This is a genomic window from Shewanella nanhaiensis (assembly GCF_019457885.1).
GTDB classification, from domain to species: Bacteria; Pseudomonadota; Gammaproteobacteria; order Enterobacterales; family Shewanellaceae; genus Shewanella; species Shewanella nanhaiensis.
In genome coordinates, this window is the sequence record NZ_JAHZST010000006.1 from 167,899 (window position 1) to 193,434 (window position 25,536).

Sequence of the window (25,536 nt, forward strand, 5' to 3'; positions counted from 1 at the left end):
ATGGGGAAATTTTCAGTTTTGCTGGTCGCCTTGTTTGCATCATCCTCCGCTTTAGCTGGGATCGAATCTATTGAAGTGACAGGTACAGGTAAAACATTGCCTTTAGCTATCGATGCTGCACTTGTCAGCGCTGTTGAGCAGGTTTCAGGGGTGACAGTAAGCAGTCAACGTCAGTCGTTGGATAGCTCCTTGAGAAAGTCGGGTGAAGGAACGAGCTTTTTACGCCAACGTACAGGTGAGATGAACTTTGGTACCGCAGGTCGTGCGACTTACCGTATCTTGTCTGAAAACTGTGGGGGTGAAGAGTGTAAAGTGCGTCTGTTGGCCAATATCGAAACCAACGATGACCTAGAGCGCCAAAAGAAGCTCAAAGGGATGAACAAAAATCGTCGAACTATAGCGGTTGAGCCGTTTGTTGGCGCGCACTCGAAAGAGTTTTCCCGTGCCATTGAGGCGCGTTTGGTTCAGGACAGGAAGTTCAGGGTTATCTCAGATCGCAAGCAACCTGGTGTCGACTACGTACTCAAAGGACGAGTGGTAGAGGCTAGGACAACAAAAAGAGTCGTAGACAACTCCCGCACTGTCGAGCTTACTGGCGAACATATTGACGATGTTCAGGTGTTTTATGACAGCAAAGTTGTGGTCGAGTATCAGTTGATTGATCTGGTTAATAACCAGATCAAATGGAGTGCTAAGGTACCCACGACCTCGGGACGGAATAATCTATCCTATCTGTTAGATCTCTCCTCTCGTAAGGTGTTTGAGCAACTGAAGGAGAATATCTACCCTATGCTGTTGATTGCTGCCGAGGATGGTTCTTTAGTGCTTAATTCAGGTGGTAGCACTGTCGAGCTTGGAGAGCGTTTTGAGGTGTTTGCCGCTGGTGAGAAGATTATCGACCCCATCACCAAAGAGAGCCTAGGTTTTACCGAAAGTAAGATAGGCGTCATCAAGGTCATTAAGGTATTACCTAAAATGGCTTATGTTGAATTGGTTGAGGGGAGCCGAGATGCACTCTATGAACTGCCAATTGTGCGTAAAATGGCTAAGAGTAAGGCTAGCGTCAAAGCTAAGCCAAAAGCGGTCGAGGCGCCTGTTGTGAAAAAAAGCAGCGGCATTATCCTATAACTTCAGCCTTTAGTTACCAACCGCCCACCTACAGGGCGGTTTTTTTATTGGTGTAATTTACTCATAAAGTAAATGATTTTTACTTTATGAGTCTTGAATGACAAAAAAAGCCGCTAAGTAGGTTGGCTACCTAGCGGCAAAAATACCACGATTAACTTGGAGTAAAGCAAGCATAAGAAGATGTTTGCTTCCCAGCTAGAATGCGAAATTAGCTCAGTTTCAACAACTGGTCTAAGGAGCAGTTGCCAATGAGGAGATAAGCGTTTAACTCTCTGAGTTATATGCAGATAAACATCATTTAAAAAGGGCCTAAGCAGTAACTTAGGCCCTTTTGAGATGTTTTATTGTGTGTTGCTATCTATTTCCCATCAGACTATTTATTGCTCAACAAACTATCTAAGTGTTATCGGCCTTTTAGCTGATGTAGCTTTGACCTGCATACACCACAAAGTGTCGCAGCGCTAATACCCCAAGGATGGTGCTGCATGATACGGTGATCAAGAAGCTCTTGCTGTGACGCCAAGCCTTAGGGGCCAAGGTACTGGCTAATACCGGCACCACTAAGCCAAGCCCCACGACCCCAAGCCAGAAAACGCTTGCCCAGGTACCTGTGGTAATTGCAGCCGTTGCCGCTTGCGCCGCTGGCCCTGAGAAGTTTAAGCCAACAAACAGTAGCACTAGACAGAGGGCTTCATTAAAGGCAACAGGGTACTCGATACGGTGCACCTGCTCGATACAGTCAGACTCCTTCTTGCTGAAGAAGAGGGTCGCGACCAAGATATTACCCGCTGAGCCCACTGACATAGCCGATGCCAAAAACAGTGCAGGCAATACCGCAGTGTTTAAAATAGGGTAACTGATAAGCGCCGATAGTAGGAAACCGGTATAGACGCCCACCCCAAGTGCCAGAGCAAAAATCAACTTATTGAGGCTATTTTCAAGCTGACGACACACCTTGAGCACACCCGCTAACCAAGGCGCGTATTGCAATACCAGCTTCTCAAATACCAAAGCACTAAACACGAACACCAGTGGAATATAGAGTAGAAGCGCTATCACCCCCCAGGCCATCACAGAGGTCAAATTGTAGTTAAGCAAGATATGATAAAACTCAAAAGGTTTGGTCAAATCAAGCACTAACAGCGCCATGCCTAAACAGATCGCAACAGGGCCTATCACAGCCGCCGCCTTGATCACAGGTAGTCCCTCGGTGGGCTGGTGGCGACTTTGCTTATACCACTTGAGTCCAATGGCAACCAACATAGAACCTGCCGAGAGGCCAGCCATAAAGAGATATACCGCGATTATCCAGTTCCACACGACTGGATCGTACTGTTCCATCGAACCCCAGATATTGTTCATGCTTTGATCCCTCCTTTACGGCTAGGAATACGATAGACCCTTGGCTCTGTGCCTAGGTTTACCTTCTGTTGGTAGTTAGGTTTAGTGTCGAGCACCTTGCGCACCTTTGATGTCAGATCGTTAGCATCACCAAAGACCAGTGCTTGAGTTGGGCAGACGCTGACGCAAGCGGGCTCTTCACCACGGGCTAGTCGAGTGTCTTTACAGAAGTCACACTTGTCTGGCACCCGAGTTTCAGGGTTAATAAAGCGCACCTTGTAGGGGCATGCCGCGACGCAATAGAGGCAGCCAACGCACTTCTTCTCGTTAATTGACACTATGCCGTCGTCGTTGACATAAGCCGCCCCTGTTGGGCAAACCTTGACACAAGGGGCGTTTTCACACTGCTCACATGAGACGCGATTGTACTTAAAATGCAGGTGGGGGAAGTTGCCGTATGGCCCCTCAATACGTACCTGAATGCGAGTGACCGAGTCAGGCACACTGTTTTCACTGCGGCAAGCCACGTTGCAGGCTTGGCAGCCGATGCACTTGTTTTCATCGTGCACAAGAACATAACGTTTAGTCATCATCAACTCCGATTAAATCTTGGCTATCTTGACCCCGGTAGTATGTAAATTCATACCTGTAACCGGAGACGTAACATGGGGTAGTAGATTGCCGCAATGCACACCTTTACCTGTGGCGCGAGCAAGTTCTTTGTTTTTAGAGCCAAAGCCCATATAGGCGAATACTGTATCGGGACGAATACCTGGGGTGATCAGAGCGTGGCCCTCCTCACTGCCAGTCTCGTTGTAAATTCGAATGGCATCACCGCTGGAGATATTGAGTAATCCCGCTGTGACAGGATGGATCCATAGGGCGTTATCTGACATTAGGTTGGCCAGCATAGGGACATTTTGAGTGCCAGAGTTGGTATGTACCGCCACCTTTCCCTGAATAAAAAACAGCTCGTCGGCTTTCTTCATGGTGACTTCACGGTAGCGAATCACGCCCCGTCCCGGCGCCATCTTCTCCACTTTGTCGGAGCTCAGTTCAATCTTGCCCGATGGGGTTTTGAATTTGAGTTGGCTGGCATAGGTGCCATCCTCATCAAGGGCTTTAGCGTTCGGGTAGGTCTCGACAAATGTTTTAACCATTTCCCGCTCACGCAACATGAGTGGTTTGCCATAACTGACCCAGCCATCTTGCTTAATCTTTTTTAGCAGTGGCATATCTCGGTTAACTTGGAAAAGCTGTAGGCTCTCCATATTTTGCCAAGGGAAGAACTCTCCTTGCCCCAGTTTATCCGCAAGCTCTTTCCAGATAAGCCAGCTAGGCTTAGTGTCGCCTATGGTCTCAACGACTCGTTGGCGTACATAATAGGCCGGGCTCTTACCTGATTTATCGGCTATCTCTTCATCACGCTCAAGGTAGGTCGATTCAGGCAGGAAGATATCGGCATAGGCGGCACTCTCACTGATATAGATGTCGCAAGCGACAACGAAATCGAGCTTTTGCAGGGTTTTAGCTATTCGGGCTCTGTCTGTCATGGTCTGCATTGGATTGGTACGGCTCATCACCCAAGCGTGTAACTGATAGGGCACAGCGTCGAGTGTGGCATCGAGGATCGTTTGGTAGATCCCCCCAGATGACCAGAGTAGTGAATACTGCTCATCGACCATATCGATGCGCTTAGCCTCAATTTTTGGCATCCCTTCAACGCCGGGTTTGGCCAGTGTTGGTGCAACTTTTTCACCGGCAAACTTATTGTAGTTCGCGGCTTTTTTCCCAAAGTACAACCCCCCTTTACGCTCAATATTACCGATAAGGATGTTGGCAGCGTACAGGGCGCGGCGCATCTCAAACTCTTCGGTGGTGAAGGAAGATCTGTGGCCAAAGTCCACCATGGCATGGGGAGCGGCGGCTGCATATTCGTGGGTAATTCGGCGAATATCTTCAGCGGGCACATCGCTGACAGATTCGGCCCACTCAGGCGTGTACGCCTTAACCTCTTTAGCAAAGGCTTCAAAGCCAGAAACATATTGAGCGACAAAGGCTTTATCGTATAGGTCATCTTCAATCAGAACATGACATATGGCCAGTGCAACCGCGACATCGGTACCTGGCTTGATGGCATACCACTCATCGGCTTTATCGGCCACGATGGAGAATCTTGGCTCAAATACTACCAGCTTAGCCCCTTGCTCCATCTGAGCATTCATCATGCCTCTAGTTTCAGACATATTGATGCCTTCATAGAGGTTATGACCAAAGTTTATGATGTACTTAGAGTGACTTAAGTCGCGCTTGATCTTACTGCCAAAGATGGCTTTTGCAGCGACCACATAACCCGCCGGACAGGTGGATGCGTGGGTAAAGGTATTTGGGCTGCCAAAGGCTTTAGCCAGATGAAATAGGTGACCTGAGAGTGAGCCTGACTTTGAGGAAAATGCAACGCTTTGAGCACCATGTTGAGCTTTTATACGGTTAAGGTTCTTGGCTATGGTGGCGTAAGCTTCATCCCACTCAATCTCTTCCCATTTGCCCTCACCACGTTCGCCGACTCGCTTTAATGGCTTAACGATTCTTTGCTTATCATAAAGTTGGCTGTGACCTGCGCCACCGCGAGCACATACCGCACCGCCGAATGACTTTGCCTTGCTATTGCCGAGGATCGACAGATTCTTGCCATTAACAACCCGTGCAGAGATGGGGCAGCGAGTGGAGCACATCTCACAGATACTTGCGATAGATTCTGCGCTGCCTTGGAGCTCAGTCTGTCCGAGTGCAGCTAAAGAACCCGGTAAGGTCGCAAATACACAACCTGCTGTACCTGCTCCGGCTCCTTTGATGAAAGTTCGCCGATCTAGTTTCATGGTAATTCTCCCAGTGACATTGATTCCTCAGGTGTATCTGGCGCCGTTGCCAGCTCTCGATTGCAGCGCGACCGAGTTATTCCTAAGGTTTTCATCATTGTCAGTGAGGAGGTGAGGGATGGATATTGTGGTAAACCACATACCGTTAGGCCGTTAATGGAGTTTGTGAACGGCTTCACAGTTCAAAATTAGACCATCATAATCAAGCTGCGCTGTATATTGTGGTAAACCACATGGGGGATTTTTTATTCAATAAATGAGCGATAGCTTCCAATACTGAGCGCAGTTATGCGCCAGTACAGGATTTAAATATTAGATCTCTAGCGGGTACTCGCTGCCTCTTTTTTTCAAGCTGAGTAGGGCAACACAGCCAGATTCAGTACCATTTCGGTTACTCAGGGAGAAGTGCCCACCATGCTCCTTTATCACCTGATCGCAGATAGCTAGTCCCAGTCCTAACCCATCGGCTTTTGTGGTGTAGAAGGTGGCCTTTAAGGTGTCTGAGTCAACCTTAAGGCCGGGGCCATTATCCTTGATATAGATGTTGACCTGATACTCTTTGAAATCCAGCTCTAGGGTTATTTTTCCTTGATGCTTACTAGGAGGCTCAGTCATGGCATCGACACTGTTTTTAATCAGATTGATTAACACCTGCAGTAGGCCGACTTTATCTGCGGTGATAAAAAACGGCTCACCGTTAATTTTTGTCGTTACCTCAATATCACGTCTTGTCAGCTCTAACCTCAGCAGGGCGATACTCTCCTCTACCAAGGTTAAAATATTCACATCCTGCATCACAGCTTCCCGCCGCTTTAACAGGCCTCTAATTCTGTGTACTACTTCACCCGCTCGGGTGGATTGCTTATGTATCTTCTCCAAGAGTTCGATAGTGGCTTGAACATCGCTTTGCTGATTTTGCTGCAGCCGTATAATTCCACCTTCGCTATAACTGGTGATGGCGGCGATGGGTTGATTTATCTCGTGGGCAAGGCCTGCACCAATCTCACCGATAATGGAGGCACTCTGTAACCGCTCCAGTGCAACGGCTTGCTGCTTTAACTGCCTTTCTGTCGCGATAAGTGACTCGCTTTTTTGATGGAAGCGATATTCAATCCACAGGTGATAGATGGTGGCGACTAGAAAGATAAAAATCGCGAAAATTCCCCAGTGACGATTGTCCTTTAGCCAGTTTTGCACCGTCTCCCAGCGGCTAGCGCTGCTCTCCTTTAGATGCAGATCGCTAAAGAGTTGGATCACGGCCAATTGACTGATCGGCGAGGTCCAGCCCATTAGCTGGGCTTTTACCGCCGCCGGATGTTCGCTGGGAAGCTTCATTAAAGCCTGAGTGATCTTCTTGCTCAAACCAATATCAACACTCTCACTGGCAGCAAAAGACCAGTTGGGATAGAGGTGGGTACTGCACTGACAGTCAAACCCCTCCGGCCGACTGGGATTGATGATGCGGTAATCGGCCGCCTTGATAAGCCCGCGTGCAATCATATCCTCAAGGGTACAAAGTGGCGTGATAGCCGCATCGACATTGCCGTCGCGAACTTGATAGAGCAGAGGGTCGAGGGGAAAACCTAGAAACTTCACCTCACCAAAATAGTTATCAGGCTCCATGCCGAGTCGATGCATCAAGCCAACCGTTGCTTGGTATCCGCCTAAAGCATGGGGATCACTGGCTGCAACTACTTTGCCTTTAAGATCATACAGGGTGCGATAATCGCTATCGGCTTTGACGATAATGGCGGAGCCGATGGCTGAGGTGGTGCCATTGTGACGACGTGTACGCATGGTCGCCAACCATGACAGGGGGTATTGATTCGAAAGATACAGATATTGGCCAGGGTTTGTGATGATAAATTGGATCTGGCCAAGCTCCATGGCTAAATTTAGCGCCTCGAAGTTCCCAGGGTAGACATTAAAATGGGTATTAGGAACCTGCTGATTTAGGTATTCCATCATAGGCGTCCAGCGCTCTATGGCCTGTTGATGTCCCCAGTTAGCCAATACCCCAACATAAAGTTGCTGGGGTTTAGCCCATGCAGAACAAGTGCAAAGCAGAGCTAAAATGCATAATAGGATCCGGTACACCTTGAGTTCCTTAGTGAGTTTTACCTTATCGACTTATTACAAGTACAAGCGTGTGAGAGTCGATAAGGTAGCGAATGTTGATATAGCGCCAGCTTACGTTAGGCCGTTGAGATCCCTGCGTGATGTAATTCATGCTTTATAGAAAATAGTTCGCGTAAAGGCCGAAACTGAGATATTTATCATCTAAACACAGCGAGATGAAGAGAACCTCAGTGGATCAACTCAATCAAGGGCCTGTCTACCTTGTCGATGATGATGAAGCCATTATCGATGCCATCAGCTTCCTGATGGACAGCTACGGCTACCCGATAATCACTTTTAACTCTGGGGAACAGTTCCTAGAAAAAGTTGACCTGTCTCAGCCAGGTTGCGTGATCTTAGATGCTCGAATGCCGGGACTGGCGGGGCCACAAGTACAGCAGTTACTTTGCCAAGCCAAAAGCCCACTGGCGATCATCTTTTTAACGGGTCACGGCGATGTGCCTATGGCGGTTGATGCTTTTAAAAATGGCGCCTTTGATTTTTTTCAAAAGCCGGTTCAGGGCAGTGTGTTATCTCAATCTATCGCCAAAGGCCTAGCTTATAGTGAACGACAACATTGGAAGCTGAAGCATCAGGCGTTAATCAACACCTTATCTGAGCGTGAAGCCCAAATATTCCAACTCATCATTGCCGGTAACACCAATAAGCAGATGGCAAATGAGCTCTGTGTCGCTATTCGTACTATCGAGGTACACAGGGCGAAACTCATGACAAAATTGGGTGTTAGTAACTTAGCTGAACTCGTCAAGCTAGCGCCACTATTGGCCGATAAGAGTGAGAGCTGAGAAGGGCGGGCTTCGCCCTGCTAGGACGCTGTGCTTCGAGGGCGTTCGCAAGCTCACTGCTAGGACGCTTCGCTTCGAGGTCGTTCGCAAGCTCACTGCTAGAACGCTTCGCTTACAATGAAAAACCAAGCTGAATATTTGTCATTGCCGTCATCCCGGGCTTGTTCCGGGATCCATTGTCTTAAGGCGGGGTTTTCCTGTAAGGGCTGCCAGCGTCCCACTAGAACACTTTGTTGAGAGTGAATATCTTCTTAAAGAAAAAGCCGCTAAGTTGGGATAGTAAACTTAGCGGCAAGGACCAGCTTTAACGCATAACAGTAGCCATAACTGTAAAGTAAGGTTAAGGGATACTTACTTCCCCTTTAGAATGCTAAATCAGCGGTTGCTGAACAACTGTCCTAAAGGATAGTGGGGGGAAATCGACTCACTTCTGAGTCGTTTCTATTGTGATTTCTAAACTGGAGTGGAGGGCTTTACTTTGTCAGTGACGAAAAGGCCATAATATAAATATGGATAATCTATAACGCTGTTTTGTTTGGTAATATTGGTCAATTCCTTTATAAAATCCTGTTTTAAGGTATGAATCTCTATTTACCTATGACTATTTGAAAGAATTGCTAGTTTAGCTATTGCTTAAGTTATTGTAATCTATGTACTAATGATATTTGAGGTTTTTAACTAATCAGTAAAATTACTGATAGACATATTGTATACATGTCGTTATATTCATGACCAACAAGGATGAGTCCCAATACCTTCATGGTCTTCGGCGGACACTTGCATCTGGGACGATGTATCAATCTGTATTCATTTGATATTTATCACTACGCACCCCATATGCAGGTGTTCCTCTCCTTGTTGTCCAAATTCTTTTAAAGCTGAAAGGGCGGTTAGTAAAGCTGAGAAGGGCGGGCTTCGCCCTACTAGGACGGCACTGCGTGCCTACGAGGTCGTTCGCAAGCTCACTGCTAGGACGCTGCGCTGCGAGAAAATGCTGAGATAAAATCTTACTTGAGTACGGAACGCGTTGCTTACGGAATAGCCTTTGGCTACAGGAACGCTTCGCTTACAGTAAAAGCAAAACTGAGCATTTGCCACTGCCGTCATCCCGGGCTTGTTACGGGATCCATTGTTTTGAAGTTGAGAGGGCGTGCTTCGCTTTGCTAGAACGTTGTGCTGCGAGTGAAATATTTATTTTTAGTTTGTTGCTTCTCTCCGCGTTCTTCGTGTCCTCTGTGGTGAGTCGCTTTCATCTTGCGATCTTCTAGCACAGAGGCGAGCTACGAGTGAAATCCTTAGGCAAAAGAGCTATCTCACCACAGAGCGCTTCGCTGCACAGAGTTAACGGAGAAGAGCTGGAGAAAATCAAAGGAATTTGATGGTGTAAAAATGTGGCTATTTTGTTTTTTAAGCTATCCCTTACTAGAGGTTAAGTTATCTGACTTGGCTATTTCATGATGAGAATAATATGGGATAGCTTTTATGACTTTAGCTCATCGAATATAGACTTTAGTGGGGAAAAGTTAGAGCTACTCCTTCTAGATTAAAGATAAAAAGAGGGCGTAAATGTGCTCTTTTTATCTTCTTGGAAGGAACGTATCCGTTTATTCAGATATTACGATGGTACAAGCCGCAGGGCTTGTGCCTGTAATACTAATTTCCATATGATGGTCATTGTAATCATCTTCATAATAACCGTCACCTGAGTAATGTTTGTCATTCTTATTAGCACCATTCCATGCCACTTTCGCAGATTTATAACCATTTTTGTTATGGGATATTTTGAAATAATTTTGTTTATTAGAAGGTGTCGCAGCCATAATCGCAAATGCTGCACCATTAGACATGGTTAAACTAAAGCCAATGTTAGAACCAGCGCCTTTCGCATTAACACCGCACTCCCATAACTCTTCAGGTAAAATCTTGCTGCTTGAAGAGACCTCTTTTATACTCCCGTGTTCGACGTAATAATTAACATGAAGTTCTTTACCCGTATCATTCCTAATTCCAACTGCAAGATCATTCCTTTCTTTATTTGAACCGAAAACACTTTTAATCAATTGGACAACATCTATGTTTAGGTTTGTGTCAGTGCTCATTCATTTTATCCTTAAAAAATTTAGTAACCGTAACGGTGTAAGAAATCGATAATATTACTAGAACGTAATTAATTACGAATTTAGATATTTGATTTCATACATTATTTATAACATGGCTGTTAAAAATACATATTACTCCTTATTACATGGATGCTGGCTGGAACTGATTTTTAGGAAATGAAAAGGCCATAATTCTGAGCTACTAGAAGCGCCGTTTAAAGTTACAATAATTCCACGACGTTAGTTGTTAGACTAAGTCTAACTATAAGTATTAATCCAAACGAAGTTTGGAAAGCTAACCCTATAAAACAAAGAGTGGATCCCGGCTAAAAGCATCGCCGGGATGACGGATAAACCCAAATTAATCTAAAAGTTTGGGATGACGAATAAACTAACCTAAAAATGACTCAGCCTATGTTCATACACATAGGCCCACATCTACCACCAACACACATAAAACGCGCCGACAATCAAAATAACTGCCATGGCTGAGATGTTATAGGAGCGGCTTGTGGCAAACTCTACGCTGTCGATATCCACTGATTGATCCTGCTCTTTCGTAGCGCCTTTATCAAAATGAGACACCATAGCAGCTAGTAGCAAACAAGCCACGAAGACTAGGCCGACTCTGTCCATGAAAGGCAGGTCTGGTAACGCGAGTTTGAAGGTGAGTGAGAGCACGGCTGAGCCTAAGGCGGCGGTGAGTGCTCCTTTAGATGTGGTGCGCTTCCAGAACATGCCCATCACGAAGATCACCACGATCCCCGGTGTGAAGAAGCCAGTAAACTCTTGAATATATTGGAAGGCTTGATCTAACTCGCCTAATAGAGGGCGGGTGGTCAACAGGGCGATGACCATGGCGCCTAAGCTGACGAAGCGGCCCACTTTCACGTAGTGCTGCTGGGATCTCTCTTTGCGATAGTGGCTGTAGATATCCATGGTGAAGATGGTGGAGATACTGTTGGTCATCGAACCCAGTGAGGAGACGATGGCGGCCACGAGTGCTGCAAAGACCAGACCTTTAATGCCCGATGGCATCAAGCTCATTAACATAGGGTAGGCTTTATCGGCTGGCTCTAAATCTGGCATCAACAGATAAGCGGCTATGCCTGGCAGCACCACAATAACTGGCATTAAGACCTTTAAAAATGCAGCAAATACGATCCCTTTTTGCGCCTCTCCTAAGCTTTTTGCGGCCAGTGCACGCTGAATAATGTATTGGTTAAAGCCCCAGTAGGAGATATTCATGATCCACATGCCGCCAAGGAGAACTGAGAGTCCTGGTAGGCTCATATAGTGTTCATGCTCAGGGCTTAAGATCATGTCGAACTTCTGTGGCGCCTGTTCAAGAAGAAGTGCAAAACCTTGGAACACTCCGTTGTCATTGCTGATCATATTGAGGGTGGTGTAGCTGAGGAAGAGTCCACCGAAGACCAGTAGTACCACCTGAATAATGTCGGTGTAGGCTACCGCTTTTAAGCCGCCGTAAAGAGAGTAGGCGAGGGAGAAGAGACCAAGAAATGCCATGGCGACTGTGATATCTACCCCTGTGACTGTGTTGATGGCCAGTGCGCCCAACCAAAGGATGGCGGTGAGGTTAACTAAGATGTAGACTCCAAGCCAGAAAAACGCCATGACCATACGAACATTGTGATTGAACCTCTGCTCTAGGAACTGAGGCATAGTGAATATCTTGTTTTTTAAGAAGATAGGTAGGAAGTATTTACCGACTATGATCAAGGTGATTGCCGCCATCCACTCATAGGAGGCGATCGCTAATCCCATGGCATAACCTGAGCCAGACATCCCGATTATCTGTTCGGCTGAGATATTTGCTGCGATAAGCGAGGCGCCGATAGCCCACCAAGGTAGGCTATTGCCTGCAAGGAAGTAATCACTGGCATCTTTTTTATGGCCCACTTTCTCCCGTGACACAAAGTAGGCGATGGCAATGAGCCCAAGTACGTAGACGATAAAAATACCGACATCCAATGTTGAAAGTTGCTGCATAGTGTTCTCTTTATTATGTAGTTATAAGGTCTTATCTATTACTTAAACAGGATGAAACTGTTGAGGGTGAGCCGTCCTGTTGCTGGGTTATCTGTGAGCTTGCTATCGGCACTGATATCCGCTGAATGCAAGCAGTTACTGGGGTAGATAATGGCTCTATTGAACTTTGGTTCTACCGAGTGTATCTGCTCAAATAGCGGGCTACTGCCGTTGGTGTAAGCGGGGTTTTGATGAAGCTGCATGCCGTAAGCTTGCTGTTTCAATCTTTTTCCATATAGAGGGAGCCGCTCATGGGTGATGGACTCGAATCGACTCTCTCTGTGGCGATACAGAGAGGTGCCGCCTAGAGGAGCGTTAAACAGGTAATGCACCACGGCAAACTGATCACTTGAGGGACTGTCAAAATGGGGCAACATCTGAATAGGCCGCAGCGCTTCAGCTTTTGTCATGGTCAGCGAGAAGGCTGACAGTAAGGTATTAGGCTGCTTGCTTTGGTTAATGCCATAACTTGAGCTGATAAGCGCGCTATATCTCTGTATAAGTTGTTCGTCATAGTCTAGGGGTGCTGCTTTGCGCTTACCTGGATAGAAATCTTGATTGTTGGCGCTAAATTCAGGTGGTTGACAGGCTTGTCTTACCATGGCATCTGGATTTAACAGCAGGTCGTCGATGACCAACAATGGGGTTCTCTCCTCTCCCACCGTATGCAAGACTGGTTTAGCGTCAGGATTGAATATCACCGAGCGATCGCTGAGTAGATCTGCTGTCATGCTCATCTCCATATTAGCGATTATGTACAGGGCTATCGCGCCTGTTCTTCATCTCTATCAGACTGTAGATCTGACCCAATGAGGCGATCATCATGTAGATAGGTTCGAAAAACTGGGTACGATGTAGCCTTAACAGTTGTGCATCGCTGAGGTTGTTAAACTGTTTCTCATCTATGGTGTAGAGTCCATTGAGGCGAGTGGGGTTGGCATGTTCAAACGCGATCTCAACTGACAGGGGTTGCAGCAGCTTTAGCTCTTGCAGTAGCTGTAGGAAAGCTTGGTTATCCGCCTCTCCTCGCAGTAGTTGAGCTAAGTGTTGTTTGGCCTCCTGTAGATGCTCAGACTCCTCTCCCTGCTCTCCGTAAAGCGGGCTTCCTTTTGGCTCTTTGCTTAATGTTGGGCTATTGATATCGATACACAGTGGATGCTCACCTGTTTCACTATCTTTGGGGCCGACGAAAAATGGCTGCCTACGGATCTGCAGTGGCAGATAGATGCTGCGCCACTCATCATCGTGCCAGAAAAGGTTCTCCCCCTCGGCAAAACCCAGTAGGGCGACAAAGGTAAATGCGCCAGTATCGCCATTTTTAGTCAGCACAATAGGATATTGGGTGATCAGTTGGCGAAACTCAGACAGTACAACAGGGATCATATTAAGATGAGATCCATGTTGGCCGCACTTGTTTGGATCTAGATACAAAGATTGATGCTCGCAGGCAGTTAACTGGACTAAATTGCTCATGTTAAGGCTCTCTTCTTATTCGTTAACGCGGCAGCGTTAAATCTGGCTAAAGCCATACTGTTTTATCTTATTGATAAGCTCTCTGTTGCTCGGCAATTGCGCGGTAGCCCGTTCAATCAAATGCTGATTTTTAGCGAACTGTCGATGGGCATATTGCCAGTCATTGAGTAGATGAGACGTGACTGAATAATCGGTATCAAAACCCATTCCATAGAGTACATATTGGTAGCTTGCAGCCGGGAAAACTTCATTATTACTGGTGAAATCCATGTCTGCCGGCGCCCTGTGTTGCCAAACTTTCATCAGATCTTGTAGGCTCTCAGGAATCGTTTTAGGGTCGCGGTTATCTTTCCAAAAGTCGCTGTCACAGCGTCGACTTAAAATGTAGTGCAGCTTGAGAAAGTCGATGATGCGCTCCCATCGGTAGTTGAAGGTTTGATTAAAACGTTTAGCGACGATATCCATCACCTCACGGTTGGCGGGTAGCTGTTCGCTAATCATCTGCGCTGAAAGCTCAACAAGGACAATCGCCGAGGCTTCTAGTGGCTCAAGAAATCCCGCCGATAGGCCAACGGCGACACAGTTTTTGTGCCAGAAAGTCTCACGGTGGCCACTTTTAATGGGAATTTTACGCACTGTGAGTGAGTCAAACTTGGGGCCAATATAATCCGCCAGAGCTTGCATCGCTGTGGCCTCATCTGTGTATCTGCTTGAGTAAACATGGCCGACGCCTCGTCGATGCTGCAAGCCGATATCCCAGATCCAACCCGCCTCTTGTGCAGTGGAGATGGTATGGGAGGCGATGGGGCTATCCTCTTCGTCATAGGGCACGTGTACCGCTAAGGCGGTGTCGATAAAGAGTACGTCGCTACAATCGATAAAGGGCACTTGGTAGTGTTGACCTAAGAGTAGGGATTTGAAACCTGAGCAATCGATAAACAGATCGCCCTCTATCTCTTTTTCAAGTTTGTCTGTTGTTTGCGTGGTTAATGAGGCGATGTCACCGTTACAGTGTTCATTAATGCCAGTAACATGAGCGCTGAGGTAGGTGACGCCCAACTTTTCGGTGCAGTGACGCTGGAGAAATTGAGAGAACTTACCTGCATCGAGATGATAAGCGTAGTTGGCTACATCTGAGTATTCAGCGGTGCGTATGGTTTTAGGGGCTAAGCCCTGCTCACAGACGCTCTCTTGAAAGCAGACGGCGTTGGAGAAAGAGTGTTTATTCTTCTCATTTGATTCAGCGTTTAGCGATGCCCAGTAGGGGGCGAGATCGTGCTGAGTAAAGCCTTGGGGGAGTACGAGAGGGTGGTAGTAAAAATCATCATCTGAGCCATCGACCCATTTGGAAAACTTGGCTCCCTGCTTGAAGGTGGCGTCGCACTCGCGAATAAAATCTGTTTCGCTAATGCCCATTTTTATCAAGCTATTGCGCATGGTGGGCCAAGTACCTTCCCCTACACCAATGGAGGGAGTATCAGGTGATTCAACCAAGATCACCTCAACGGGGCTGCCTGAGGTGACTTTGTGATGGGCCGCTAGCCAACCTGCAGTGATCCAGCCTGCGGTTCCACCGCCGACAATTACGATTTTTTGTGTTGGTTTATCCATAATGCTACTCACAATTAAAGACAGAAATTAGCCTACATCTAAGACGATGTAGGCTAAACAACCGGATGTCAGTGGCTTAGAATGAGCCGCGTATGCCTAACGCGAATCGACGGCCACTGTCTTCAACTGAGAGTAGTTGGTTTTCGAAGCGTCCGCGTTTATGGACGTACTCTTCAGTTAAGTTCACTCCTTCAAAGAAGACAGCTAGGTTCTCGGTGAGATCATAGCTACCGCTTAAATCGAGTTGTGCGTAACTCTCAACGATTGTGGGGCCATCACCATTGGTTTGTGTCAGAGACTGCACAAATGAGTCACGCCAGTTCCAGGCAAGACGTGTCTGGATTGGACCACTTTCATAGAAGGCAACTAGGTTGACTGAGTCACTTAAGCCTGTAAGTGCAAACACTTGAGTGATATCAGCGGCGTCGAGTTCGGCGTTGCTGCTGACAAGCGTGGCATTGGCCATAACGCCAAAGCCTGACTCACCAAAGCTGTGTTGCACGGCAAGCTCCCAACCGTCGACAATGGCCGACTCTCCGTTATTGGGGCGAGTATTGGTGAAGTGTGCGACGCCGTCATTGCTGTCGGGGTTATCTGTGTCATCACCGGTTGAGGGATCGGTCAGCAGGCTGCCATCACTTAGGGTGAAAGTGAGATCCTCTTGGGTATTAACGATGAAGTTTTCGACGTTCTTTCTAAAGTAGCCAGCTGAGACATAGCTGACCTCATCGTAATACCACTCAAGGGAGAGATCTAAGTTTTCAGAGCTAAATGGCTTGAGCTTAGGGTTACCTTGGCTGGAGGTGAGATCGCCACCGGGACGGGTGGTGTTGATAACCGTGATCGGCGACATGCTGTTGAGCGTTGGACGGGTCATGGTTTTAGAGGCTGCCAGTCGTGCAACCAAGTCGTCGGTTATCTCTAATTTAACGCTAAAGCTTGGCAAGATAGCGTCATAGCTATTGGCTTGGCTGATCGCTTCAACACTGCCGTAGGCGGGTAACATCTCTGTTTTATCTAAGATGTTGAGCTGAGCTATTGGCTTATCACGACCTTTGACATCTGTGTCTGTGGTTTCATATCTCACACCTGCGGTGCTTGAGATGAGCATGCCTGCGATCTCGCCGACAAAGTCGACCTCGAAGTAGGCGGCAAAGATATCCTCTTGCACACTGTATGATTTATCTCTGAGCACCGCATCGAAACTGATTGTGTCACTGTTTGTACTGGCGTAATACTGCTCAAGAAAAGCAAAGTTGGCTTCACCGTCATGGGCGAGCCAAGAGGTGGGCATCTGGCCGCTACCGCTGACACCACTGAGGAAGTCACTACCAGCATCGAAGATATACTGTGCATCAGGACTGATTGTGGGACTGTCGGGATAGCCACAGTATGCACAGTGAAGCCCCTCTCCCTCGTTATCCCAACGGTTGAGGCTTTTAGTCTCGGTTGAGTACATCATACCAAATCGAGCCGCGCTAAAGCCTGTGTCGCCGTCGGCAAGCCAAGTGTTGTCCCATCTAAATTGGTCTAGCTCATCTTGTACTTCCCAGCCGCGGCGTAGCATCACATGGGCTCGGCTATTATCTGTGCTTAGATAGTCTTGCACACCTGCGGGTGTCACAGAGGGATCGTAAGCTGTGCCGTCAAGCTCCTGTTGACCGCTATAGATGTTTGGATTGGCTGATTCAAACATTGAGGCGTTGGGTAGGATATCGTCATTGACTTGAAAGCGTACGCGATTGGCGTAACCAATAAGTGATAACTGATTACCACGACCATTATTAGCCTCACGACTGGCCTCTGAGTGGCTGTAGTCAAAGCTCATATTGAGGTTGTCATTCACATCCCAATCGGCATTCAGGCCGAAGGATTTTGAGTCTGTTATGCGGTCAAATTTCTTGGCGTGAAAATCCGTTGCTAAACCAACCTCTTGATACATGTCGACGACAGTACCATTCGCGTCGACAATGGGGCTACCGCCATCGACACCTGTGACGTTAGGCGCTGTGAACCAGTGGCCGTATGAGGTGGCGTTGGTTTCCACATCGAAATCTGAGTAGAGTGCATCGGCGGTGAGCACTAAGTTATCGGTTGGTGCGTATTGCAGCACTAAGTTGGCATTGGTTCTGGTGCGATCTTCAAAGGTGACCTTGTGATCATAGTTACGAGCGGAGAAGATATTGCCTGTGTAGGCTTCTCCTGAGGCTGTTTTAGGATCTGGGATCCCGACATTTTCTAACCAGCCATCAATTTGAGCCTGATTTAGGCGTGTTTTACGCTCTTGATGTGAGACTCCGAGTAGCACACCAAAGCTGTCATCTAAAAAGGTGTTACTGATCAAGCCTGAGATCTGAGGCGTGGTCTCTTCGCTATTCTCATCGTAGATCCCCTTGATACTACCAGCGGCTTTAAAGCCATTGATGGCAAAAGGCTTTGCTGTATTGATGTTCACGGTCGAGCCGATCCCACCCGATTGCATGGTGGCCGATGAGGTTTTATGGACATCTAAGCTGCTGACTAGCTCTGCAGCAATGGTGTCGAAGCTAAAGCCGCGGGTATCACTTTCACTGGCTATCTGACGGCCATTGACTAGTACGGTATTGAACTGAGGACCAAATCCTCTGACAGTGATCGACTGCCCCTCTCCCCCCGAACGGTCGATGGAAACACCGGTAATTCGTTGTAGAGACTCGGCGAGGTTGGTGTCGGGAAACTTACCTATATCTTCAGAGGAGATTGAGTCAACAACCCCTTCAGCACTGCGTTTTACATCCATGGAGCGGCTTAGAGAGCCTCTGATCCCACTGACCTCAATCACTTCCATTTTGGTATCGGCACTGGTATCTGCCTCTGCGGCCAATAGCTGTGGTGAGGCTAAAGTTCCCATTGCAGCTAACACTGCACTTGCTACTTGATTCTTGTTGTAGGTGGTCATATCGTCTTGTCTCTTATGATTTTTATTATATAAGATTGAGATCTGCCCACTGTCGTTCATCTGTGCAACAAGCCCGGTATTTTCGAGCATTAACTTCAGCGCTTCCATGGTGCTGTATTCGCCATGTACCGCATTTACGTCTATCCCCTCCACCTTTTCGAATGAAAAGAGCAGGGTGATATCCGCCTGCTCAGCCAGATAGATGAGTGACAAATAGGCCCTTTGTTGAGGGATATTGAAAGCAACACTGTCGACGGCCTCTTTAGCGATTAGTCCAGGTGTAAAACTTGAGACTAAACATAAGAAAAAGAGCTGACGGATCAGTTTTCGATCCCGCAAGTGCATGGTTTTTTGCCACGCACCAAAGGAAGACGATTGATAGAAATTTTTCCTCCATAAAAAATTTATTATTTTTATTTTTTTGTGAAACATTTATCTAGCCACCCACTCACTTTTAGCTGCTTGTTGTGTGCTTACACGTTAATTGCAGTCTTATTGTTTTACTCTTTTTTTCTAGAATAACTTTTATAAAACAGTGCCTTGAGCTTGTTGTTTTACTATCTTTAAATTCCACTGTTCCTGCTAGGTTATCCAGTTGTATGCTTGGTGTAAAAGCCTTATTCTAGTTTAAGCTACTGCTTGGTGGGGTTGTTCGTCGCTTTTAACTGACAATAAAATTGACCCTATGGCGGATTTTTACTGCTGATTCGTCTTAATAGGATTGATGATGTTTTTTGGCTGGTATAGATAAGACGATATGTTAAAAGAGACCTTGATATACAAGACCTACTTAGCCTCAAGAGAGGGGATTGCTCGGGTGGTTTCCCGCATTGTTCCTCCCCATGAGATTGAGGATATTGTGCAGGAGACCTATGTACGTTTATGTCAGGTAGAGAATAAAGAGAGCATTAATTCTGCCAAGTCATTTATGTATAAGATGGCGAGAAACTTGGCTCTTGATCATCAAAAGCGGGCAAATGTGAGATTAGTGGACAGCGTTGATGATTGGCATGAGTTTGAGAAGGCGCTGTGTGACCGACATGATGAAGTGTATGACAAGGCAATTACCAGCCTTGAGTTCGATAACTTCTGTGAAGCGGTGCGATTGTTACCGCTGCAGTGTCGTAAAGTATTTGTGCTAAAAAAGGTGTATGGCTACTCTCAGCGTGAGATTGCCGAGGAGCTCGAATTGAGTGAGAGTACAGTTGAGAAGCATATCTCTCAGGGGATTAAACGGTGTACAGTTTTTATGCGACAAGCACAAAAGGGCAAGACTCAGGTGAGTGCGACAACATCAGGCAAACGTGGAGGTGCTCATGAGTAATGTTCATCAACTACATCCCGGTGCCATCGATGATGAGCAGCGTTTGGATATCGCCAGTGATTGGATCGCCAAGATGGATAGGGAGCTGACCGCTGAGGAGCGTGAAGCATTAGCCCAGTGGCTGCACAGTGATGTTGAAAATCTCCATGTTCTGCTCGAAATCGCCCAGATGTGGGACAAAATGGATGAGCTGGGAAGGCTCTCTGATATCTTTCCTAAAGCTAAGCCTACTCGCAAAAAAACATCGGTATGGATGGGGGGAATTGCTGCTTCCATACTGCTTTTTTTGAGTATTGGTCTGTACCAGTTTACTCAAGATGTTGAGCCTAATCCCCAAGCCACTGGCATCATTGCGATGCAAAGCAGTTATCAAACAGCGGTTGGGGAGAGTAATACCATTAATCTACCCGATGACAGCATTTTGGTTTTGAATACCAACAGTTTTGTTCAGGTGAAGTACACGGCAAATGAACGAATTATTGAGCTGCAACGTGGTGAAATAAATATTGAAGTTGCCCACGATAAATCTCGTCCGTTAAGCGTGCTTGCGGGTGGCAAGGTTATCCGAGCGGTAGGAACTGCATTTAATGTCGATGTGCGTCCAAGCGGTGTTGAGCTGATTGTGACTGACGGTAAGGTGCTGGTGGTTAAAAAGAGTGCCGAGGCATTTTTAAAAGAGAGTCATGCCGATCAACCTAAGTTGATGGGCACAGCACTGGCGGTGGCGAAAGATGAGCGGGTGATGCTCAATAATAGGGAGCCTCTGCCAAGCGTTGCTTCTAAAGTGGCCCCAGGTGAGATAGCCACTAAGCTCTCATGGCGCACTGGAAATCTGATCTTCAGAGGTGAGTCCCTCGAAGAGGCCATGGCTGAAATTAGTCGCTATACCGACATTCATTTTGAACTTGCCGATGATGAAAATCTTAAAAAGATTAAAGTGGCCGGTATGTTTAAGACGGGTGACGTAAATGGACTGCTTAATATCCTAGATCAAAATTTTAATGTTAGCCATGAAAAGCTAAGTCGCAATAATATCAAGCTTAACTATGGTGGTTAACCTACTACAGATGGGCTTTACAGCCACTCAATGAGAGGAGGTTTGCGTGATAGAAACCTCCTCTTCCATAAAATAATCGAACGTACTCTAGTCGCACTTTAATCTTGCTACTCCTATGGGGTTTATGCCTATTAGGTGCCTAGAGGGCGCTCTTTAGATCCATGTTTGATTGATTAACGGGACTAGATAGATGTTACGGATTGGCGTTGATTTGGGCGGCACTAAGATTGAAGCTGTTTGTTTAGATGAGTTGGGTAAGGAGTTATTTAAAAAGCGGATCGCGACTCCCAGAGAGTACGAGTTAACGCTAGATGCCATCGTCAGTTTAGTGGAGGAGGTGGAGACGCAGTTAGGCAAGCGAGCCACTGTAGGCGTTGGGATCCCAGGAATTATCTCACCTAAAACCGGGCTAGTTAAAAATGCCAATGCCACTTGGATTAATGGCCATCGGTTAGATAAGGATCTGGGAGCACGATTAGAACGTGAAGTTAAGGTGGCCAATGATGCAAACTGTTTTGCAGTATCAGAAGCTGTAGACGGTGCAGGAGAGGGCAAGGCCTTAGTGTTTGGCGTGATTATCGGAACTGGCTGTGGTGGCGGTTTAGCTGTGGCAGGCCGAGTCCATGAAGGTGGCAATGGGCTAAGTGGTGAGTGGGGCCATAATCCACTTCCTTGGATGATGGCTGAAGAGCATAAGAGTACCGAGTGCTTTTGTGGCCAACATGATTGTATCGAGACCTTTATCTCTGGCACAGGTTTTATACGAGACTATCAACAAGGAGGCGGTGAAGCTGTTAGCTCTGGTTGCCAGATTATGGCTTTGGTGAAAGCGGGAGATAGTTTTGCTACACAGGCTTTTGAGCGCTATATGGATAGGTTAGCGCGCGCGTTAGCTCACATCATCAATGCAGTCGACCCCGATATCATCGTATTGGGTGGCGGCATGTCGAATGTCGATGCCATCTACCCTAAGTTACCTAATCTGTTATCTCAATATGTGCTTGGCGGTGAGTGTATGACCCCTGTGGTGAAGAACCGCTTTGGTGGCTCATCGGGTGTCCGAGGCGCCGCATGGCTTTGGCCTGCTTAAATGGTGGGAGTTCTTGCCGCCATGGTGTGCAGCAAGCTGAGAGGTTGGTCGTTAATTAACCATGGTGACACCACCGTTTTTTGTTTAGGATGAACAGGTATTAGCCAAGGTGATGATGAAAGGAGAGGCCGTGATGAGAACATTATTAGGGATGGCACTGGCATTAACAGTAGCGATAACAGGTTGCACTAACAAAGAGCTATATCAATTTGGTCAAGAGCAGCAAGAGAGTCAATGTATAAGTGAGGCTGTGTCGGAGTCTCAGATCAATGACTGTAAGTCTGCAAATAAACCAAGTTATGAAGAGTATAAAAAGGAAAGAGAAGCGGTGGTTAGCTCTTGATCAGGTTTAGAAATTACAGTGCGGATATTATTTGCTACCTATGTTAATAGGTTGTGATACTCTGAACTTGTCTAAGGGAGGAGCACTATCTGTGAAAACTATAATAAGATTAAGCGTTATATTTTTTGTACTATTCTCGTCTGTGATTCAAGCAAAGCAGATTAAGTCTGGGGAGTATGAAATCACCCTAGGAGAGCCCAGTGATTGGATTGTCACTCAAACTTTATCACCGCAAAAAATCAATAAAGAGAAAGCTCCTGTTCATTACAGACTTGTAGGTCGACAAGACAGGTTTACTGATAAGAGTAATGAGTATTATCAAGATTTTGCTGCCACAGCACTGAATCAGGAAGGGGTAAAAGAGCTCTCTAAAATTGAGCTAACCTTTAATCCTGAATTTGAAAAGCTTACTTTGCACACTGTAGAGATCGAGCGCAGGGATATTTGGTCCGACAGGTTAAAAACCGCCAGAATTAATGTTATTAATCAAGAGCAAGAGCTAAGTAATGACCTATTTAATGGCCTAGCAACCGCTGTTATTGTTTTAAAAGATGTCAGGGTAGGGGACACGGTCCGCTATCAGTACAGTATTAAGGGCCGCAATCCCGTTTATGGTAAAGAGTTCGGTAGTAGCTATGCAATGGGCTGGGAAGTTGCGATAGATAAAGTTCATGTCAGGTTTATTAACGCAAGCGGTCAGCCACTCAATATTCAAAGTAATGACAATCCTCCTGCGACAATTACGCAGAGTCGATTTGGCAAAGAGTATGAATGGCAACTTGCTAATGTGGCTAAATATAACTTCGAAGAGGGGGGTCCTGCTGGCTATTTATGGTCTCCGACCGTTTTTGTTAGTAGCACTCCTTCATGGTCAGAAGTCAGCAATTGGGCCATTTCTCACTATCAATTTGATGAGTCTCCCTCTCGGGCATTGAATGAGTATATTAAAGAGGTCACCACAAACTACTTGAGCAAAGAGGAGCAAGTGGCTGAGATGATCCGCTTTGTCCAACAAGATATACGTTATTTTGGTATTGAGATTGGTCAGAATAGTCATATCCCCCACAGCCCCAATACTGTTTTTGAACGTCGTTATGGTGACTGTAAAGATAAAGCCAGTCTGCTTATTGCCCTGTTAGGTGCAATCGATGTACCTAGCTCGCCAGTTTTAGTGAACACTGGGATTGGGTTAACTCTCAATGACCGTGCTCCCTCTGCCATCTTATTTGATCATGTGATTAATGAGGTTAACTTTGATGGGAAGCAATACTTTATTGATGCGACCAATAATTATCAGGCTAAAGGCCTTGATTTCATTACTCAGCCAGACTTTGGTTATGGGTTGGTACTAGATAAAGGAACAAATTCATTGGTTGCCATGCCTTCAGGGAATACAGAGCTAGACAGAGTTTCAGTAGAGCAACTTTATGTTTCATCCAGTTATACAGAGCCTGTCGATCTTTATATTACGACTCGTTATTTAGGTCATGAAGCTGATTATATGCGTTACCGGTTATCCAGTGTTTCGCTGTCTGAAATTGAGCAGCACTATTTAAACTATTACGCTAAGTTTTATCGAGATATTAAGCTTGAGTCACCCGCTTTATTGATCGACACAACTGAGGGCGGTAATGAGATATTGATAACGGAGCATTATCGTATTGGTGATTTTTGGCTAAACAATAGCAATGCTATGGATTTTGGGCTATTCGCCAGTTATATCAAAAACTATGTCGAGTTGCCTAAAGTGATTAATCGGACCCAACCGTTATCACTGCCGAGTATTGTGTCAATTAATCAGACGCTGAAGCTTATTATGCCCGATGGCGTTGATTATCAAGTCAGAGAAACGGATAAAAATATCACTAGTGATGGCCTTAAATACCATGTTTCTGAAGCTTACTATAATGGGCAGTTTGTTCAGCGTCACCATTTTGAGATCGATAAGAGAGTGTTGAATACAGATGAGAGTCTCGATTATATCAACGCCTTAAGAGAGGTTGATAAACAGCTTTATTATACAGGTTCTATTAACGGCGACTTTTCAGCTCCGGTTAACCCTGGAGTCGAGTTTATTCTACAGCAGTCCATTTCTGGGAAGGAGAAGTAGCCATGAATTACACTATCACAGCATTGTTTTTGATGGTTTTTGCACTTAGTGGATGTCAGTCTACTCAGAACTCAAATGTTTCTAATAATCTGTATCAAGCTGACAATAGAGCTGACAGTGGCCGACTCTCTTCGCTCTCATTTATCCATCGGCAAGGTGCCTTGATGGCAGAAACCTTTAATCAGGATAAAGATAATGCTTTTTATGACTGGTGGGATCGCGAACATTTATTGAGTTATGCCCATGATAGATATCCTGAGCTCACGCTTTCCGAAGAGGAGTCTTTTTACCGGACTGTTCGTATTAAATTTAGCAATCAGATTAATGGTACCGAGATGTGGCGCTTTGAGGGGGTACAGGGAGATAACTTAGTGTTTAGTGCCTACCTCACTGAGCTGCCTATCACTGTGCTCATTGAGTATAAATATCTTCAAAATATTGGCCAGAGGGAGTTAGTCGTCGTAAATTGGAGAATGCTGCATCACCTAACTTCGGGATTAGATGCTTACTCTTCATACCTGCATAACTCAGAGGTATTGAACCGGAGTGGGTATTTTGATCTGATTCAGTTTGCTGTGAATGGGACTAAAAAAACGGAGAGAGAGGTGAGCGAGCTGTTTGATAGCTTGCCAGAAGCACTTAAGAAGGATCCCACCTTGTTAAATGATTTTCTCTGGGCGAGCCTTGAAGTTGTCCCTAACCCATCTGCTGAGTTCTTTAGACAAACTTATCCATATGTACCTAGTTTGACCCCTGAAAATAGTGCGTTTTGGGGATACCTCTATATGCTACAAGATGATTTAGAACAGTTTAAATATGTGCGTAGTATGGCGATGGCAAACTTAGGTTATATACAGACTAACTATGCGTTAGTTGGCGTTTTGTACTCATTGCAGCAACAGGATTATGATTATGCTTTTGAGCAGTTTAGCCACTATATCAAGGCTCAACCTAATGATGCGATAGCCTACGCTATCTACTTAAATAATCTGATTGATCTCGGGCTACATGAAAGAGCGAGTCAGGTTTATCAGGCATTAAGGCTTCAGTTTAACTTAGAGTTGGTACCTGAGGACTTTGTTGATGTAGATCCAGATAAGCTTTCGGCATTTTTCTATAGCGATGCTATGCAAAAAGTATCTAGATTATAAGGGGTTTATCTGCCGTTAT

At 46.1% G+C, this 25,536-nt stretch carries 18 protein-coding genes; 8 read left to right on the plus strand and 10 right to left on the minus strand.

Annotation, left to right across the window (positions count from 1 at the left end; translation table 11 throughout):
• The gene (locus tag K0625_RS10580; protein ID WP_220109655.1) at positions 1 to 1,128 is read left to right on the plus strand and encodes a hypothetical protein; all 1,128 of its coding nucleotides are present in this window, start codon (positions 1 to 3) and stop codon (positions 1,126 to 1,128) included.
• A 414-nt stretch (positions 1,129 to 1,542) separates the two neighbouring features.
• Here the strand turns inward: K0625_RS10580 and nrfD are convergent, their stop codons facing one another.
• The 4 genes from nrfD to K0625_RS10600 all read right to left on the minus strand — a co-directional run bounded on the left by nrfD (position 1,543) and on the right by K0625_RS10600 (position 7,445).
• A complete protein-coding gene (gene nrfD / locus K0625_RS10585) occupies positions 1,543 to 2,490 on the minus strand; it encodes an NrfD/PsrC family molybdoenzyme membrane anchor subunit (protein ID WP_220109656.1) in 948 nt (315 codons plus the stop codon).
• Positions 2,487 to 3,059 (minus strand): 4Fe-4S dicluster domain-containing protein, encoded by a 573-nt coding sequence (locus K0625_RS10590; RefSeq protein ID WP_065204360.1) that lies wholly within the window; start codon positions 3,057 to 3,059, stop codon positions 2,487 to 2,489. Before K0625_RS10590 ends, nrfD begins: the two co-directional genes overlap by 4 nt.
• A gap of 12 nt (positions 3,060 to 3,071) precedes the next feature.
• Positions 3,072 to 5,348 carry a thiosulfate reductase PhsA gene (gene phsA / locus K0625_RS10595; RefSeq protein ID WP_220109657.1) on the minus strand — a complete coding sequence of 759 codons (2,277 nt, stop codon included), beginning with the start codon at positions 5,346 to 5,348 and terminating at the stop codon, positions 3,072 to 3,074.
• Between the two features lie 312 nt (positions 5,349 to 5,660).
• Complete coding sequence (locus K0625_RS10600; protein ID WP_220109658.1) at positions 5,661 to 7,445, minus strand: sensor histidine kinase; 1,785 nt, start codon at positions 7,443 to 7,445, stop codon at positions 5,661 to 5,663.
• A 197-nt stretch (positions 7,446 to 7,642) separates the two neighbouring features.
• Here K0625_RS10600 and K0625_RS10605 point away from each other — a divergent pair, with 197 nt between their 5' ends.
• Positions 7,643 to 8,272, plus strand: coding sequence for a response regulator transcription factor (locus K0625_RS10605; RefSeq protein ID WP_220109659.1), 630 nt, complete (start codon positions 7,643 to 7,645; stop codon positions 8,270 to 8,272).
• 1,604 nt (positions 8,273 to 9,876) lie between these two features.
• Here K0625_RS10605 and K0625_RS10610 read toward each other — a convergent pair.
• From K0625_RS10610 to K0625_RS10635, 6 genes are all read right to left on the minus strand, one after another.
• The gene (locus K0625_RS10610; protein ID WP_220109660.1) at positions 9,877 to 10,371 is read right to left on the minus strand and encodes a hypothetical protein; all 495 of its coding nucleotides are present in this window, start codon (positions 10,369 to 10,371) and stop codon (positions 9,877 to 9,879) included.
• 438 nt (positions 10,372 to 10,809) lie between these two features.
• The gene (locus K0625_RS10615; RefSeq protein WP_220109661.1) at positions 10,810 to 12,381 is read right to left on the minus strand and encodes a sodium/sugar symporter; all 1,572 of its coding nucleotides are present in this window, start codon (positions 12,379 to 12,381) and stop codon (positions 10,810 to 10,812) included.
• 38 nt (positions 12,382 to 12,419) lie between these two features.
• Complete coding sequence (locus K0625_RS10620; RefSeq protein WP_220109662.1) at positions 12,420 to 13,151, minus strand: DUF6445 family protein; 732 nt, start codon at positions 13,149 to 13,151, stop codon at positions 12,420 to 12,422.
• A gap of 13 nt (positions 13,152 to 13,164) precedes the next feature.
• Positions 13,165 to 13,893: a SapC family protein gene (locus K0625_RS10625; protein ID WP_220109663.1), complete on the minus strand. Its 729-nt coding sequence runs from the start codon at positions 13,891 to 13,893 to the stop codon at positions 13,165 to 13,167.
• Positions 13,894 to 13,929: 36 nt separating this feature from the next.
• On the minus strand, positions 13,930 to 15,504 hold the full coding sequence (locus tag K0625_RS10630) for a tryptophan halogenase family protein (protein WP_220109664.1): 1,575 nt from the start codon (positions 15,502 to 15,504) through the stop codon (positions 13,930 to 13,932).
• Positions 15,505 to 15,580: 76 nt separating this feature from the next.
• A complete protein-coding gene (locus K0625_RS10635; protein WP_220109769.1) occupies positions 15,581 to 18,442 on the minus strand; it encodes a TonB-dependent receptor in 2,862 nt (953 codons plus the stop codon).
• Positions 18,443 to 19,199: 757 nt separating this feature from the next.
• On the opposite strand from K0625_RS10635, the gene K0625_RS10640 reads away from it, so the two are divergent.
• The 6 genes from K0625_RS10640 to K0625_RS10665 all read left to right on the plus strand — a co-directional run bounded on the left by K0625_RS10640 (position 19,200) and on the right by K0625_RS10665 (position 25,517).
• The gene (locus K0625_RS10640) at positions 19,200 to 19,766 is read left to right on the plus strand and encodes an RNA polymerase sigma factor (protein WP_012326424.1); all 567 of its coding nucleotides are present in this window, start codon (positions 19,200 to 19,202) and stop codon (positions 19,764 to 19,766) included.
• Positions 19,759 to 20,823 carry a FecR family protein gene (locus K0625_RS10645; protein WP_220109665.1) on the plus strand — a complete coding sequence of 355 codons (1,065 nt, stop codon included), beginning with the start codon at positions 19,759 to 19,761 and terminating at the stop codon, positions 20,821 to 20,823. The genes K0625_RS10640 and K0625_RS10645 overlap by 8 nt, the downstream gene beginning before the upstream one ends.
• Positions 20,824 to 21,013: 190 nt before the next feature.
• Complete coding sequence (gene mak / locus K0625_RS10650; protein WP_220109666.1) at positions 21,014 to 21,913, plus strand: fructokinase; 900 nt, start codon at positions 21,014 to 21,016, stop codon at positions 21,911 to 21,913.
• A gap of 133 nt (positions 21,914 to 22,046) precedes the next feature.
• Complete coding sequence (locus K0625_RS10655; protein WP_220109770.1) at positions 22,047 to 22,256, plus strand: hypothetical protein; 210 nt, start codon at positions 22,047 to 22,049, stop codon at positions 22,254 to 22,256.
• A 91-nt stretch (positions 22,257 to 22,347) separates the two neighbouring features.
• Positions 22,348 to 24,366 carry a DUF3857 domain-containing transglutaminase family protein gene (locus K0625_RS10660; RefSeq protein WP_220109667.1) on the plus strand — a complete coding sequence of 673 codons (2,019 nt, stop codon included), beginning with the start codon at positions 22,348 to 22,350 and terminating at the stop codon, positions 24,364 to 24,366.
• A 2-nt stretch (positions 24,367 to 24,368) separates the two neighbouring features.
• The gene (locus tag K0625_RS10665) at positions 24,369 to 25,517 is read left to right on the plus strand and encodes a hypothetical protein (RefSeq protein WP_220109668.1); all 1,149 of its coding nucleotides are present in this window, start codon (positions 24,369 to 24,371) and stop codon (positions 25,515 to 25,517) included.
• The last annotated feature ends 19 nt before the right edge of the window (positions 25,518 to 25,536 follow it).